We start from the raw sequence: 13,454 nt of genomic DNA on the forward strand, positions 1-13,454 counted from the left end.
CCCCGGCTCCCGCAACCGGGTGCCTGGGGCGTCAACACAATTCACGATCTCCGTGGCCGTCCAGCCACATCCGCGGCCGGAACGCCTTCTCTTTCCTTGGCGATTGCGGCTCGCTTGTGTCGAATCGGGCGGTCATCCCCATGATTCCCGCAATTCTTGCCGTATGGCCGGGCGCGAAGAGCGCCCCGCACAGCGGCCTCGGCTTTTGCCGAGGCGTCTAGCGGAGCGAGCAGCCCAAGGCGGCGGACGCTGCCGCCGGCGCGTGAGGCGAGCATGGAACACGGCCTCGCGCCTGGTCGCCCCTTGGGCTAAGGCGGGGCCATCATGGCCGATGCGCCCCCTCCCGCGGCACCCGCGCTGCCCTCCTCCTTCCTGCCGCTGAGCCGCCCGCTGCGTCGCCTGCGCGCCGAGGTCGAGGCTTGCACAGGCGCATCCTTGCGCCTCGACCGGCCCGGCGCGCCGGCCCTGTGGACGCCGGGCGCGGCCTTTCCGGCTGGCCGGAGTACGGCCCTGCGGGTCGCGCCGGGGCCGCTGCTCAGTCCCTACGATTCCCCGGTCACCGGCTTCACCAGCCTGCGCCTGAGCCATGCCGGGCGCCCCCTCGGCGGCGAGGCCCCCCGGCCGGGCCTCGCCCTTTCCTTGAGTGGGGCGCGGCTGAACGGTTTCAACCGCTTCCCCGGAGGTTTTTCCGATGCGCAGGGCGTCTTCGCGGCCCGGCCCTCGCTCGCTCTGATCGACCCCGATCTCGCCGCCGCGGGTCGCGTGCCGGCCTTCCTGGCGCGGCTGCTGCGGGCGTTTCCGGACGAGCGCTTCGTCGCCGCCGGGCCGGACGGCTGCCCGGCCGCCGGCCTGCCGCGCGATTCGCGCCTCGTGATGATCGCTGCCCCCGTCGATCCGTTCGCGCTGTTTCCGCTCGCGGCGCGCATCCACGTCGCGTCCACGGCCGCGGCGTGCGAGGCGCATCTCTCGGGCTTGCCTGCCTTCGTGACCGATCCGGCGCTCGGGCCGGTTCCGATGGAGGCGGAAGGCTCGCTGGCGCTTCGCTACGGCGCGGGCGTTCACGCCTTCGACCCCTGGACGCGCCGGCCGATCCCGCTGATCGAGGCGGTCGAGCGGGTGGCGTGGCTGCGCGCTCGCTTCCGCGGCAACGGGCGGCGCGTCGTCCTCGTCGGCGTCTCGGGCTGGAAGCGCGAGGCGCTCGACGCCTTCGCCGACGGCCCCAATGGGCGCCCGCTCCACACGATGGAGGCCGACGCGGCGGTCGCGCTCGCTCAGGCGCACGACGGCGCGGTCTGGGCCTGGGCGACCCGCTGCCCGGAGGCTCTGCCCGGCCTCTGCGCGGAGGCCGGCCTACCCTTCGCCCGCGTCGAGGACGGCTTTCTGCGCTCCGTCGGCCTCGGCGCCAGCCTCAAGCCCGGCGCCTCCATCGTGGTCGATGACCGCGGCATCTATTACGACCCGCGGGTCGAGAGTCGGCTCGCCCATCTCCTGAAGGAGACCGACTTTCCGCCGGAACTGACCGAGCGGGCGGCGGCGTTGCGCGCCGCGATCGTGGCGCGGCGCCTCAGCAAGTACAATGTGGGTCTCGCCGCTGGCGGCGCGGACTTTCCCGAGGGCCGGCGCATCGTGCTGGTGCCGGGGCAGGTCGAGGACGACGCCTCGGTGCTTACGGGTTCACCGGAGGTACGCGGCAACCTCGCGCTCCTGAAGGCGGCGCGCGCCCGCAACCCGGACGCCGTCCTCCTCTACAAGCCGCATCCCGACGTGGAGGCGGGGTTTCGCCAGGGCGCGATCCCCGAGGCCGAAGCCCTGCGGTTCGCCGACCGCATCGTCGCCGGCCTGTCGATCGTCGATCTCCTCGACCGCGTGCACCACGTCGAGACCATGACCTCGCTCGCGGGCTTCGAGGCGCTGATCCGGGGCCTCACCGTCGCGACCCACGGGCGCCCGTTCTATGCCGGCTGGGGCCTCACCGAGGATCTGGCGCCGGGCACGGACCGCGGCCGTCGCCTCGCCCTCGACGAACTGGTGGCGGGCGCGCTCCTGCTCTACCCGCTCTATCTCGATCCGGTGGCGATGAAGCCCTGCACGCCCGAGCACCTACTCGACCGCCTCGCCGAGGCCCGCGCCGACGCCCCGGCGAACGCGCTGGCGCTGAAGGCGCTGCCGCATGCGGTGATGCGGGCCCGCTACGCCCTGCTCAACCCGATCCTGCGGCGCCTGCGCGCCCGCCGCGGCGTCGGCCCCGGACGGTGACCTTGCTGGTGCCGCTCGCGCTCGCGCTGGCGTCTGCCTTCGCCGTCGAGGCGGCGTCGGCGGGGCGCCGCCCGAGCCTGCACCCCGCGGACCTCGCGGTGCGCGGCCTCGGTTACGCCCTGCTGACGGCGTTCTGGTTCCAGTTCTCGTGGCGGCCCTGGCTCGCCGCCGCCTCCTGCCTGCTGACGGTGGCGATTCTGGCCGCCGTCGATCGGCTCAAGCGCCGGATCATCGGCGAGCCGCCGGTCTTCAGCGATCTCGCCCTGCTGGCGCAGGTGCCGCGCCACCCCGAACTCTACTACACCCGCTCGCTTGCCGACCCGCGCGCCAGTGTGCCGCTGCTCCTCGGATTCGGTATGGTCGCGGCGTGGTATGCCCTGGAGCCGACCGCTTTGCCCGGCGGCACGAGCCCGGCGCTCGCGGCCGTTGCGGCCTTGCCGGTGGGACTCGCCGCGCTCGTCGGGCTGTTGCGCACGCCCCCTGGCCGGGCCCTCGTGCGGCGTCTCTTCCCGCGCCCCGATCTGGCGGCGGACGTCGCCCGCTTCGGCGTCGTCGCGACCATGATGGGCTACGCGCTCCGCCGCCGCGACGAAGTTTTTTTCGAGATCGCCCCGCCCGCGCCGGTCCTGCCGCCCGGCGAGCCCGAGGCCGAAATCATCGTCGTCGTCCAGCTCGAATCCTTCCTCGATCCCACCCGGATCGGCGGCCCGCCGCTCCCGGTGATGGACCGCATCCGGACGGAGGCCGCGCAGTACGGGCGCCTCGCCGTGCCGGCCCACGGTGCCTACACCATGCGCACCGAGCACGCGGTCCTGACCGGCCGCGAACCCGAGAGCCTCGGCTTCGGCCGCTACGATCCCTACCTCGCGGCTAAGGGCGACGAGCCGACGAGCCTCGCCCGGCTCGCGCGTTCAAAAGGGTTCGCCACGGCGTTCGTGCACCCCTTCCACCGCGATTTCTTCGACCGGGCGCGGGTGTTCGGCCGCCTCGGCTTCGACCGGCTCGTGATGGAGGAGGAATTTTCGGAAGCCCCCCGGATCGGCCCCTACGTCGCCGACGAGGCGGTGGCCGAGCGCATCCTGTCGGAGGTGGCGGGCGAGGGGCGCCGCTTCGTCTTCGCCGTCACCATGGAGAATCACGGCCCCTGGACGGCCGGTCGCCTGCCCGGCATCGAGGCCGGGCTCGCGCAATACGCTCACCACGCCGCCGGCACCGGCCGCGCCGTCGAGCGGCTGATCGATGGGCTGAAAGGGCGGCGGGCTACGCTCTGCGTCTTCGGCGACCACGCCCCCTCGCTGCCCGAATGCCGCCCGCGGCCCGACGGCCCGGTCACGACCGACTACGCCGTCTTCCGCTTCCCGGCGGTGCCCGCTGAACCACCCCCACCCCGAACCCCTCCCCACCAGGGAGAGGGGACCGGCGCCGGGTCCGTCATCCATCGAGGCACGGAGCGGAGGGAAGCCGAGAGCTTGGCGGATCCTGAACTCCGCCGGGTCGATCTCACGGCGGCGCAGCTCGGCTGTCTCCTGCGGGACGCACTGGCCGCAAATCGGCCGGGATTAAAGGGTCAAGCGTGACCGTATCGGGGTGCCGGCGTAAAGGTGCCCGAGCGCTCACCGCCCGTCGGCGACCGCGTTCGCCGTCGGCTGGAAGGCAGCGTTAAATGGATCGCAGCGACTCCCCGGCCATGCTCGGCCGACAGGACCCGGCCCGCCGGTCCGCCCCGTGCCGCTGGGAGATGTCCATGAGCCGTACGGTTTCGCGCGCCGCCGCGCTCTCGGCGATGGCCGCCGCGCTCGCGGTGTCGGGCTGCTCGGTGCTCCCGACCGCGGGCCCCACCGCGCGGGCGATCGATGGCGGCGCCGACATCGCCACCGCCGAGGGCGTCCTCGCCCGCTACGAGATCATTGACATCGATGCCGCCATCGTCGAGGCCCTGCGCACGCGGCCTCTCGACAGCCTGCTCGTCACCTTCGGCGACAACCGACCCGCCGCCGAGCCGCTGATCGGCGTCGGCGACGGCGTTGCCGTCCAAGTCTGGGAGGCCGGCTCCGGCGGCCTGTTCTCCGGGCCGCTGGTCGCCGACCGCTTCTCGGCGGGCTCCAAGTCGGCGATGATCCCCGAGCAGGTCGTCGGCCCCGACGGCGCGATCTCGGTGCCTTATGCCGGCCGCATCAAGGTCGCCGGACGGCGCCCGCAGGACGTCCAGACGCTGATCGAGAGCGAGCTGGCCGGCAAGGCGATCCAGCCGCAGGTGCTGGTCTCGGTGACGCGGCCGGTGTCGCAATCGGTCACCGTCACCGGCGAGTCGGCCGCGGGCATGCGCGTGCCGCTGAGCGGCCGCGGCGACCGCCTGCTCGACGTCATAGCTCTGGCCGGCGGCGTGCGCACCTCGGTCGCCGACACCTTCGTGCGGCTCTCGCGGGGCGGGCGCACCGTCACGGTGCCGATGAGCACGGTGGTGGCGAACCCGCGCGAGAACATTTTTGTCCGCGCCAACGACACGCTGACGCTGGTACGCGATCCGCAGACCTTCCTCGCGGTGGGGGCCGTCGGCAACACCACCGAGATCCCGTTCGGCGCCGAAGGGCTGAGCATGGCGCAGGCGCTCGCCCGCGCCTCGGGCCTCAGCGACACCCAGGCCAACCCGGAAGGCGTCTACATCTTCCGTTACGAGCCGGCGGGTGTGGTGCGGCGTCTCCGGCCGACCTCGCCGCTGTTGGGCTCGCCGCAGGTGCCGGTGGTCTACCGCGTCAACATGCGCGACCCGCAGAGCCTGTTCCTCACCCAGACGTTCCGGATGCGAAACCGCGACCTGCTCTACGTGTCGAGCGCGCCGTTCTCGGAAGTCGCTAAGGTGCTCAGCGTGGTCTCGACCGTCGCGGGCCCCGTCGGCTCCGCCGCCGGGATCTACCGTTTGTCACGGTAAATCCAACGTTAGGACCATCGTCCGGCCCGATTTGTCCCCGTTCGTCCGAAAGGCCGACTTGCCAGCGGCGCGCGCGCATCGTTCCATGGGGGCGGGGAGTCCTCGCGCTTGGTCGGACCGGTGCGGGGCGGAACGAGAAACAGGACCGTCGTCCTGAACGGCGGCAAGGTTTCGGGCCCATAGACCTTGGCAAAGGCGCGGGTGGCTGGGAAACAGGCGACATGACGGTCCGACGCCTTCTCGCTCTCGGCACCCTGCTGGCCGGGTTCGCCCTGTCCGGCGCCGCACCCGCCGCCGCGGACATCACCGTCGGCGTGGCGGTGCCGCGCACCGGCCCCTACGTCGCGGTCGGCGAGCAGGTGTTGCGTGGCGTCCAGGCGGCGGCGCGCGACGCCAACGCCAGGGGCGGCCTCGACGGGCAGACCATCGTGCTCGACGTGCAGGACGATTCCTGCGACTCGAATCAGGCGGTCGCCGTCGCCAACCATTACGTGAAGTCCGATGTGCGCCTCGTCGTCGGCCATGTCTGCTCGAACGCCTCGCTCGCCGCCTCCGAGGTCTATGCCGCCAACGGGATCGTGATGATCACCGCGGCCTCGGTGGCCGCCAAGCTGACCGACCGCTCGTTCCCGACGATCTTCCGCGTCTGCGGCCGCGACGACGACCAGGGCAAGCTCTCCGCCGCGATCCTGGCCGAGCGCTACCGCGACCGGAAGATCGCGATCCTCAACGACCTGTCGCCGGCCTCGCGCCAACTCGCGGCGGCCACCAAGGACAACCTCAACCGCATCGGCGTGAACGAGACCGTGTTCACCGCCTTCCAAGCGAGCGACGCCGACGACGCGGCCCTCGCCGACCGGCTGAAGGCTGCTGGCATCGACGTGGTCTATTACGGCGGCGACGCCTCCGAGATGGGCCGCCTCGTGCGGATCTCGGCCGAGCGGGGCTTCCGCCCGCAATGGTTCGGTACCTCGGCCATCGCCACGCCGGACTTCGCCAAGATCGCGGGCGGAGCCAGCAACGGCGTGCTGATGACCTTCTACCTCGATCCGAGCCGCAAGCCCGAGGCGCAGGGCGTGGTCGCGGGCTTCAAGGGCCAGGGCATCGAGGCCGACGGCTCGATGATCTACGGCTATGCCGCGCTCCAAGTGCTGGTGGCGGCGGGCAACTTCGCTCACAGCCCCGACCCGGCGGTGATCGCCAAGACGCTGCACAGCGAGCGCTTCGACACGGTGCTCGGCACCGTCGGCTTCGACGCCAAGGGCGACATCACCGCCCAGGGCTACGTGCTCTACGTCTGGCGCGACGGGAATTTCACGCCGGCGAAAGGCAACTGAGCGGCGGCCTAATCCCGCAACGCCGCGTCCACCTCCGCCCCGCGTCCCAGATCGCGCATGATCGCATCGAGATGCGGGCGCTTGCGCAGTTGCAGGGCGTGGAGCCGGCGCACCGCCTCGCTCAAGCTGCCGCCCCGGCCCAAAATGTCGTCGGTGAATGCGATCATCCGGGCGTTCGGCCACGCCTTTTCCCGCTGGTCGTGCAGGCGGGCGATCAGCGTCTCGGCGGGGGTCTCCGGCTCGGCCTGCGCGAACAGGCTCGCCAGCGCCGCCGTCGAGCGCGAGATGCCGACATGGCAATGGACGAGGATGTGGACCTCCCCGTCGGACGCCGCCGCGTCGCGGCCGAAGGCCAGGATCGTCTCCATGTCCTGCCGCTCCGGCAGGACGACGCCCGGCGCCGGCGCGATGGCGTCGTGGAAACGCAGCGTGATCCGCCGGTGGGTGCCGTAGGTCGCGAAGGCGGTCGGGTCGGCCCGGTCGGGATCGAGGATCGACAGCACGTGGCTGACGCCCCGCGCCTCGTGCTCGACCAACTCGTCGAGGCCGCAGACGGTGTGGAGATGGAGGTTTTCGCTGAGCACGGTGCGGCTCTATCACGAGACGGCTTGGGAGGCGATGCTTCCCCGCCCGTCCCCCCGCGTGTATGGCAGCTTGGCGGCGAACCCTGCTGCCGGGATGCGAGGCCGGACGACACGATGCCCCAGCCGATCCTGCCCCGGCGCGCGCTCCTCGCCGCCGGCCTCGGCGCCGCGGCGATCGGTGCCCCGGCACAGGCGCAGCAAGGCGCCCCGGAACTGCGATGGCGTCTCGCCTCGGGTTTCGCCCGCAACCTCGACATCCTGTTCGGCGCTGCCGAGAGCTTTTCGCGCTCAGTTTCCGAGGCGACCGACGGGCGCTTCCAGATTCAGGTCTCGGCCGCGGGCGAGACCGTCCCAGCCGATGGGCTGCTCGACGCGGTGTCGGGCGCCAAGGTCGAGATGGGCCACGCCCCCGCGACGCTGGGGATGGCCAAGAACCCCGCCTTCGCGCTCGCCGCCGCGATGCCGTTCGGGCTGAACGCGCGCGGTCAGAACGCGTGGTGGCTCCAGGGCGGCGCGGCCGAGCTGTTCTCCGAAATCTTCGCCAAGCAAGGGCTGACGGCATTGCCCGGCGGCAATACCGGCGCGCAGATGGGCGGTTGGTTCCGCAAGGAGATCAAGACCGTCGCCGATCTCCAGGGGCTCAAGCTGCGGGTCACCGGGCTCGGCGCCACGGTGATGGCCAAGCTCGGCGCCGCGGTGCAGGCCACGCCCGGCCCCGACATCTACTCGGGCCTGGAAAGCCGGGCGCTGGACGCCGCCGAGTGGATCGGCCCGCACGACGACGAGCGGCTCGGCCTGCAGAAGGTCGCGCCGATCTACCATTATCCGGGCTTCTGGGAGGGCGGCGCGCTGCTGCACTTCTGGATCAACGGCGAGGCCTGGAAGGCCCTGCCCAAAACCTATCAGGCGATCCTTCGGGGCGCCGCCGCGCAGGTGAACCAGGAAGTCCAGGCCCGCTACGACGCGCGCAACCCGCAGGCCCTGCGCCGGCTCGTCTCCGGCGGCGCGCAGCTTCGTCCGTTCCCGCAGGACGTGATGGAGGCTGCCTGGAAGGCGGCGAACGAGGTCTACGCCGACCTCTCGTCCAAGAACCCGGACTTCAAGCGCATCTACGAGGCCCTGCGCACCTTCCGCAACGAGGAATACCTCTGGTTCCAGGTAGCGGAATACACCTACGACAACTTCATGATCCGCGCCCGCGCGCGTGGGTGATTGGGCTCCAGGCAAAAAAAAGCCGCCCTTGCGAGGCGGCCCGAAGTCTAGGGAGGAAACGCCCAAGGAGGGCAGCGGGACCGAGGACGCCGTCCGCGCTCCCGCAATGCACAAACTGCGCTCTCCCCGGATTTTTTCAAGCGGCCCGGCCTGCAATAGTCGTTTCCAAGGGTGTTCGGGCGCACATCGATCCGGCCTGTATCCGAAATGTCGCAGGCCCATTCGGGCCGGTTTCCCAAGGTTTCGCTCGCCCGAACGGAATAGACGGCAGGTCTCGAATTTCGTCATCCGGTTGAGCCGGCTCGCGATTTCGCTGCCTCGCGGCGCCCGCCGCCGGCCCCGTCCACCGCCGCGTCGGTCCGCGTGGGCAACCTTCGCCCGGCTGGCGCATTCGTCGCGGCAGCGGCCGTCCGGGCAGGCCCGCCCCGAATCACTCGGCCCGGTCCGGGACCGCACGACTCATGGCGATTCAATCCGCGCGCATCCGGACCTTGCGGGACGAGCCGCCCCGCGAGGGCGCGGATTACGTGCTCTACCTGATGCAGCAATCGCAGCGCGCCGCCTTCAACCCGGCGCTCGAATTCGCGGTGGAGAAGGCAGGCGCCCTCGGCCTGCCGGTGCTGGTTGGCTTCGGGCTGCTCGACGGCGCCAACGGATTCCCCGAGGCCAACGCCCGGCACTACGCCTTCATGCTTCAGGGCCTCAGCGAGGTGGCCGACGCTCTGGAGAAGCGCGGCATCGCCTTCCTGCTGCGCCGGGGCACGCCCTCGGACATCGCCCTCGATCTGTCCAAGCGCGCCGCCCTGCTGGTGCTCGACCGCGGCTATCTCACGATCCAGCGGCGTTGGTATGCCGAGATCGAGAAGGGGGCCGCGTGCTGCGTGGTTCAGGTCGAGGGCGACGTGGTGGTGCCGATCGAGACCGCTTCCACCAAGCACGAATACGCCGCCCGCACGCTCCGGCCGAAGCTCAACAAGCGCTTCGACGAGTTCTTGGAGGAACTGAAGCCGCGCAAGGTGGCGAAGTCGGCGGAAGGGCTCAAGCTCAAAGGCGGGCTCGACGTGTGCGACCCGGAAAAACTCCTGAAAAAGCTTACCCTCGATACGGTCGTCGGCCCGGTGAAGCGCTTCCGCGGCGGGCACGGCGAGGCCTCGCGCCGCCTCAAGGACTTCCTGAAGGCGGCGTTCGAGGGCTACGGCGCGGGCCGCAACAAGCCGGAGGCGGGGGCTGCCTCCCACATGAGCCCCTATCTGCATTTCGGGATGATCTCGCCGGTCGAGATCGGGCTCGCGATCCGCGCCGCGAAGGTCGGCGATGCCGACGACCGCTCGGCCTATCTCGAAGAGCTGATCGTCCGGCGCGAACTCGCGATGAACCACGTGTTCCACACCGAGGGCTACGATGCCTACGAGACCGCCCTGCCGGATTGGGCGAAGAAGACGCTCAGTGAGCACGCCGACGACCCGCGCCCAAAACTTTATTCGGAAGAGGAACTGGCCGAGGGCAAGACCCACGACCATTACTGGAACGTGGCGATGCGCGAGATGCGCGAGACCGGCTACATGCACAACCAGTTGCGCATGTACTGGGGCAAGAAGATTCTCGAATGGTCGCCCACGCCCGCCGAAGGCTTTGCGGTCACGCTGCGGCTCAACAACCGCTACTTCCTCGACGGGCGCGACGCGAATTCCTTCACCAACGTCGCCTGGGTCTACGGCCTGCACGACCGCCCCTGGCAGACCCGCAAGATCTTTGGCAGCGTGCGCTACCAGAGCGAGAATTCCCTGAAAAAGTTCGACGCCAAGGCCTATGAGCGGGCGGTGACGCGTCTGTGCGAGGCCGAGAAGGGCTGAACTACGGTCGCCAATCCCAGAACCCCGCGACGCGGTGGAGTAGGCGCCGGCCGCGGGCGGCCTCGCCGAAGGGGGCGAGTTCCCAGATCCACGACCGGTCGGGCTTGGCCAGCCGCACGCCGTAGAGCAGGTCGTGGCGCGCGTGGACCCGCCCGTCGCGGTCGGCCTCCTCCTCGTCGAGATCGGTGAGGAGGCAGACATTTGCGCTCAGCGTCGCCAGCGCCGCGAGATGCCCCTCGACGATCCGTCGCCCGAAGGCGTCGCCGTCGTCCCGCGTCCACGTGCCGACCGGGCGACGCGACCCCTCCAGCCGGGCGACCGGGCGGATCGGCAGTTGCGACAGGAGGTTGGCCGAGATCACCAGCCCGGTCTCCGCCTCGGCGCAGACCGGCGGCAGGCGCGGATCGAGCTCGGGGGCCGCGCCGGTCAGGAGCCCCATGGCGCCGCTCAGGTCCTCGGTCAGCAGTTCGACGTTGGGGCAGTCGCGGACGGCGCGCCGCGTGGCCAGGGGATGCACCGCATCGACCAGCACCACCCGGCGAAATTCTTTTGTGAGTTCGACCAGTGGCACGTCGTCGAGGAGGCCGGAGCCCAACACGACCGCGGTGTCCCGCCGCTCGCAGAGGCGGATCGATTCCTTGATCACCGCCCGGCTCGCGGCGAGATGCGGCGCCCAGGCCGCCCGGCAGCGGTTCGCCCGCGACTGCAGCCAGATGCTGTCGCGCAGGTAGCCGAGCCGCCGCTGGGCGGCGGGGGCGGGCGTCGCGAGGTAGCGGAGGATATCGAGGAGCACGCGGGGACACGGCCGTTATGGGGCCTCGCTGTCAAGGATCGCACCGTCATCACCGAGTCGCCGAGCCGCGCCAGATGCGGCATTCTCTTTTGCGGTAAACCGGCCGTGACGATGCTTCCCCCGAAAACCCGCCTCGCCGCCGCGCTCATCGCGCTCTGCGCCGCCCTCGGCGTGGCGGCGGGCTTCTGGGCCGTCAACGGTCGCACCGGCTCGGGCCTGAAGGCGGCTTGGATCATGCTCGCCTATTTCACCAACTTCACCGGCCTCCTCGTGAGCGTCGTCTTCGCCGGGATCGCGCTCGGGCGCCCAACATTCGCGACCTCGTGGCTGGTCGCCGGCACCGCGCTGGCGACGCTGCTCGTCGGGATCGTCCAGCGGCTGCTGCTGCACGGCCTCAAGCCGCGGCAGGGCGGCGATCTCGTCGCCGACATCCTGCTGCATCAGACCGTGCCGGTGCTGGTGCCGCTGTTCTGGCTCGCCTTCCTGCCGAAGGGGCGGCTCGGCTGGCGCGATCCGCTGCTCTGGGCCTGCTACCCGCTGGCCTATCTCGGCTACGCGCTCCTGCGCGGCACCCTCGAGGCGCGCTATCCCTATCCGTTCCTCGATGCCGGCCGGATCGGCTGGGGGCCGGTGCTCGCCTATGCGGCGGCAATCGCTGCGGCCTTTCTCCTCGTCGGCGGCGGCATCGTCGCCCTCGACCGGGCGCTCGCGTCCCGGCGCGCCGAATCTCGGTAGTCCGCCGTGCAACGCTTTGCCGATCTTGTGACTTTCCGAGCCGGTCGCGCGCCTTCCTTCGCGGGCGCCATGCCCTAGTTTCAGCGCCGTGCTCCGGTCCAGCTTGCCCACCCCCTCCCTCATCCGCACGCGCGGTCCGTCCGCTTCCGTCTGGCACGGCGCTGCGGCGTTTGCCGTCGCGATGCTGTCCGGGCCCGCCGGGGCGGCGCCGAAGGGGGCCGCCTCCTGCTACACGACCGGCGGCGGCGCGCTGGAGATCTGCCGCTCCGACGACGAGGCCGAGGGCGTCTACGCGCTCCCCCCGGCCTGCCGCTTCGTCCACGACGTGCAGATCCTGCGCCTGAAGGATTCCGGCCCGCCGGGTCCGTTGCAGGTGATCTACCGCGGCGAGCCGCCCCGGAAGGACGGGCGCCGGGCTGAGGAGGCCTGCCCCGCCGACCTCCAGGCCGACGATCCGGCGGCCGGCGGCTCGGTGCGGATCGGCCGGCAGGTCGAGGCGCTCGCCACGATCCTGCCGCAGGCCGAGCCCCGCTTCGTCGGCGCCGCCACCGAGGGCGCCGCCCCCGCGCAGGCACGTAAGAAATCCCGCCGCAACAGCCGCGAGAGCCGGCGCGCCCGTCGCGAAGCCCGGCGCGAGGCGCGGGAGGCGCGGGATCAGGGCAAAATGACGTTCAAGCCGCGGCCCGCGGTGAACGAGGGCGATGCCTCCGGCAGCGCCATGATGGTGGCCGGGCGCGATTGGGCGGGCGACCCCTATTACGCGATCCTCACCACGGCGACCGAGCCGGTGGAAGGCGGCCACCGCCGCGTCCTCGTCCAGGCCCGCACCTACGACTTCCAGGGGCTCGACCTGCGCACCGAGGCCGAGCCCGGCACCGCCTGGATGCCGTTCGGCGGGCCGCCGCAGGCGGAGGAGGGGCGGGGACGCCGCCGCACGAGCCGCCGCGCGGAAAGCATGCCGAAGCCCGCGCCCGTCCTCGACGAGACCGGCAAGGCGATCACCGGCCATTGCGCCGCGCCGGGCTTCGAAGCCCGCGGCCTGTCCGGCTCGATCAGCATGGTCGATCGCACCTACCACTACTTCTACACCGACGTGCTGCCCGCCGATTGCGGTGCCCCGGTCGGGAAGCGGCGCATGGGCCTCTACCTGCGCACCAGCCGCGATCCGCTCGCCGAGCGCACGTGGTCGGCGCCGGTGACCCTGCTCGAAGGGCTGCCCGCCGACACCCTGGTGCGGGTCGCCAAGGCCCGCGGCATGGACCGCTGGGCGGTCGCCTATTCCTGCTCGCGGCCGGTGACGGTCTCGGGCGGGCCGATCGCCGACATCTGCCTGCACTACACCGCCGACCTCTCGCCCGGCAGCATCAGCGCGCTGACGCTGTTCGCCGATCCGGTCGCGGCGGGTCATTCCACCGCCTATCTTGGCCTGCGTTCCGGCGGCGACGCCCTCGGTCGCGTCACCCGCGACGGCTTCGGCTGGATGACCGACCGCTACGGCAACCTCGAGACCCCCGGCATCTACTCCGACAAGGCCGGCTTCCTGACGTGGCTCGATCGCCGCGCGCCCCGCGCCGACGGCGGCGACGCCTCCTCGCTCTACGGCCGCCCGGTCTTTTGGGCGACGTGGAGCGTGCGGGCCAAAACGCCGTAGGTTCGGACGCTCTGTCGCCATAAGGGGAGGGGATGGCCCTCGTATCGGCCAAGCCTCAATCCACGAACCCGCAAACGAAAAAGGCGCCCGGCGGTGAAGCCGGG

The 13,454-nt window shown here is 71.4% G+C and carries 10 protein-coding genes; 8 read left to right on the forward strand and 2 right to left on the reverse strand.

Annotated features, from left to right (window positions below; translation table 11 throughout):
- The first annotated feature begins 324 nt into the window (after positions 1-324).
- From ASG52_RS24710 to ASG52_RS24725, 4 genes are all read left to right on the forward strand, one after another.
- On the forward strand, positions 325-2,256 hold the full coding sequence (locus ASG52_RS24710) for a capsular polysaccharide export protein, LipB/KpsS family (RefSeq protein WP_056249311.1): 1,932 nt from the start codon (positions 325-327) through the stop codon (positions 2,254-2,256).
- The gene (locus ASG52_RS24715; protein WP_056249313.1) at positions 2,253-3,833 is read left to right on the forward strand and encodes an LTA synthase family protein; all 1,581 of its coding nucleotides are present in this window, start codon (positions 2,253-2,255) and stop codon (positions 3,831-3,833) included. Before ASG52_RS24710 ends, ASG52_RS24715 begins: the two co-directional genes overlap by 4 nt.
- A gap of 167 nt (positions 3,834-4,000) precedes the next feature.
- Positions 4,001-5,185 carry a polysaccharide biosynthesis/export family protein gene (locus ASG52_RS24720; RefSeq protein WP_056249928.1) on the forward strand — a complete coding sequence of 395 codons (1,185 nt, stop codon included), beginning with the start codon at positions 4,001-4,003 and terminating at the stop codon, positions 5,183-5,185.
- Between the two features lie 221 nt (positions 5,186-5,406).
- A complete protein-coding gene (locus ASG52_RS24725) occupies positions 5,407-6,522 on the forward strand; it encodes a branched-chain amino acid ABC transporter substrate-binding protein (RefSeq protein WP_056249316.1) in 1,116 nt (371 codons plus the stop codon).
- Between the two features lie 8 nt (positions 6,523-6,530).
- On the opposite strand, the gene ASG52_RS24730 is transcribed toward ASG52_RS24725, so the two are convergent.
- Positions 6,531-7,106: a tyrosine phosphatase family protein gene (locus tag ASG52_RS24730; RefSeq protein ID WP_056249318.1), complete on the reverse strand. Its 576-nt coding sequence runs from the start codon at positions 7,104-7,106 to the stop codon at positions 6,531-6,533.
- Between the two features lie 114 nt (positions 7,107-7,220).
- On the opposite strand from ASG52_RS24730, the gene ASG52_RS24735 reads away from it, so the two are divergent.
- The gene (locus ASG52_RS24735; RefSeq protein ID WP_056249321.1) at positions 7,221-8,318 is read left to right on the forward strand and encodes a TRAP transporter substrate-binding protein; all 1,098 of its coding nucleotides are present in this window, start codon (positions 7,221-7,223) and stop codon (positions 8,316-8,318) included.
- 461 nt (positions 8,319-8,779) lie between these two features.
- Complete coding sequence (locus tag ASG52_RS24740) at positions 8,780-10,171, forward strand: deoxyribodipyrimidine photo-lyase (RefSeq protein ID WP_056249324.1); 1,392 nt, start codon at positions 8,780-8,782, stop codon at positions 10,169-10,171.
- Between the two features lies 1 nt (position 10,172).
- On the opposite strand, the gene ASG52_RS24745 is transcribed toward ASG52_RS24740, so the two are convergent.
- On the reverse strand, positions 10,173-10,964 hold the full coding sequence (locus tag ASG52_RS24745) for a hypothetical protein (protein WP_056249327.1): 792 nt from the start codon (positions 10,962-10,964) through the stop codon (positions 10,173-10,175).
- Between the two features lie 111 nt (positions 10,965-11,075).
- On the opposite strand from ASG52_RS24745, the gene ASG52_RS24750 reads away from it, so the two are divergent.
- Together ASG52_RS24750 and ASG52_RS24755 are read left to right on the forward strand one after the other, a co-directional pair.
- Positions 11,076-11,699: a Pr6Pr family membrane protein gene (locus ASG52_RS24750; protein WP_056249931.1), complete on the forward strand. Its 624-nt coding sequence runs from the start codon at positions 11,076-11,078 to the stop codon at positions 11,697-11,699.
- A 181-nt stretch (positions 11,700-11,880) separates the two neighbouring features.
- The gene (locus ASG52_RS24755) at positions 11,881-13,350 is read left to right on the forward strand and encodes a hypothetical protein (RefSeq protein ID WP_056249330.1); all 1,470 of its coding nucleotides are present in this window, start codon (positions 11,881-11,883) and stop codon (positions 13,348-13,350) included.
- Positions 13,351-13,454: the final 104 nt, after the last annotated feature.

This window comes from Methylobacterium sp. Leaf456 (assembly GCF_001425465.1).
Classification (GTDB): Bacteria; Pseudomonadota; Alphaproteobacteria; order Rhizobiales; family Beijerinckiaceae; genus Methylobacterium.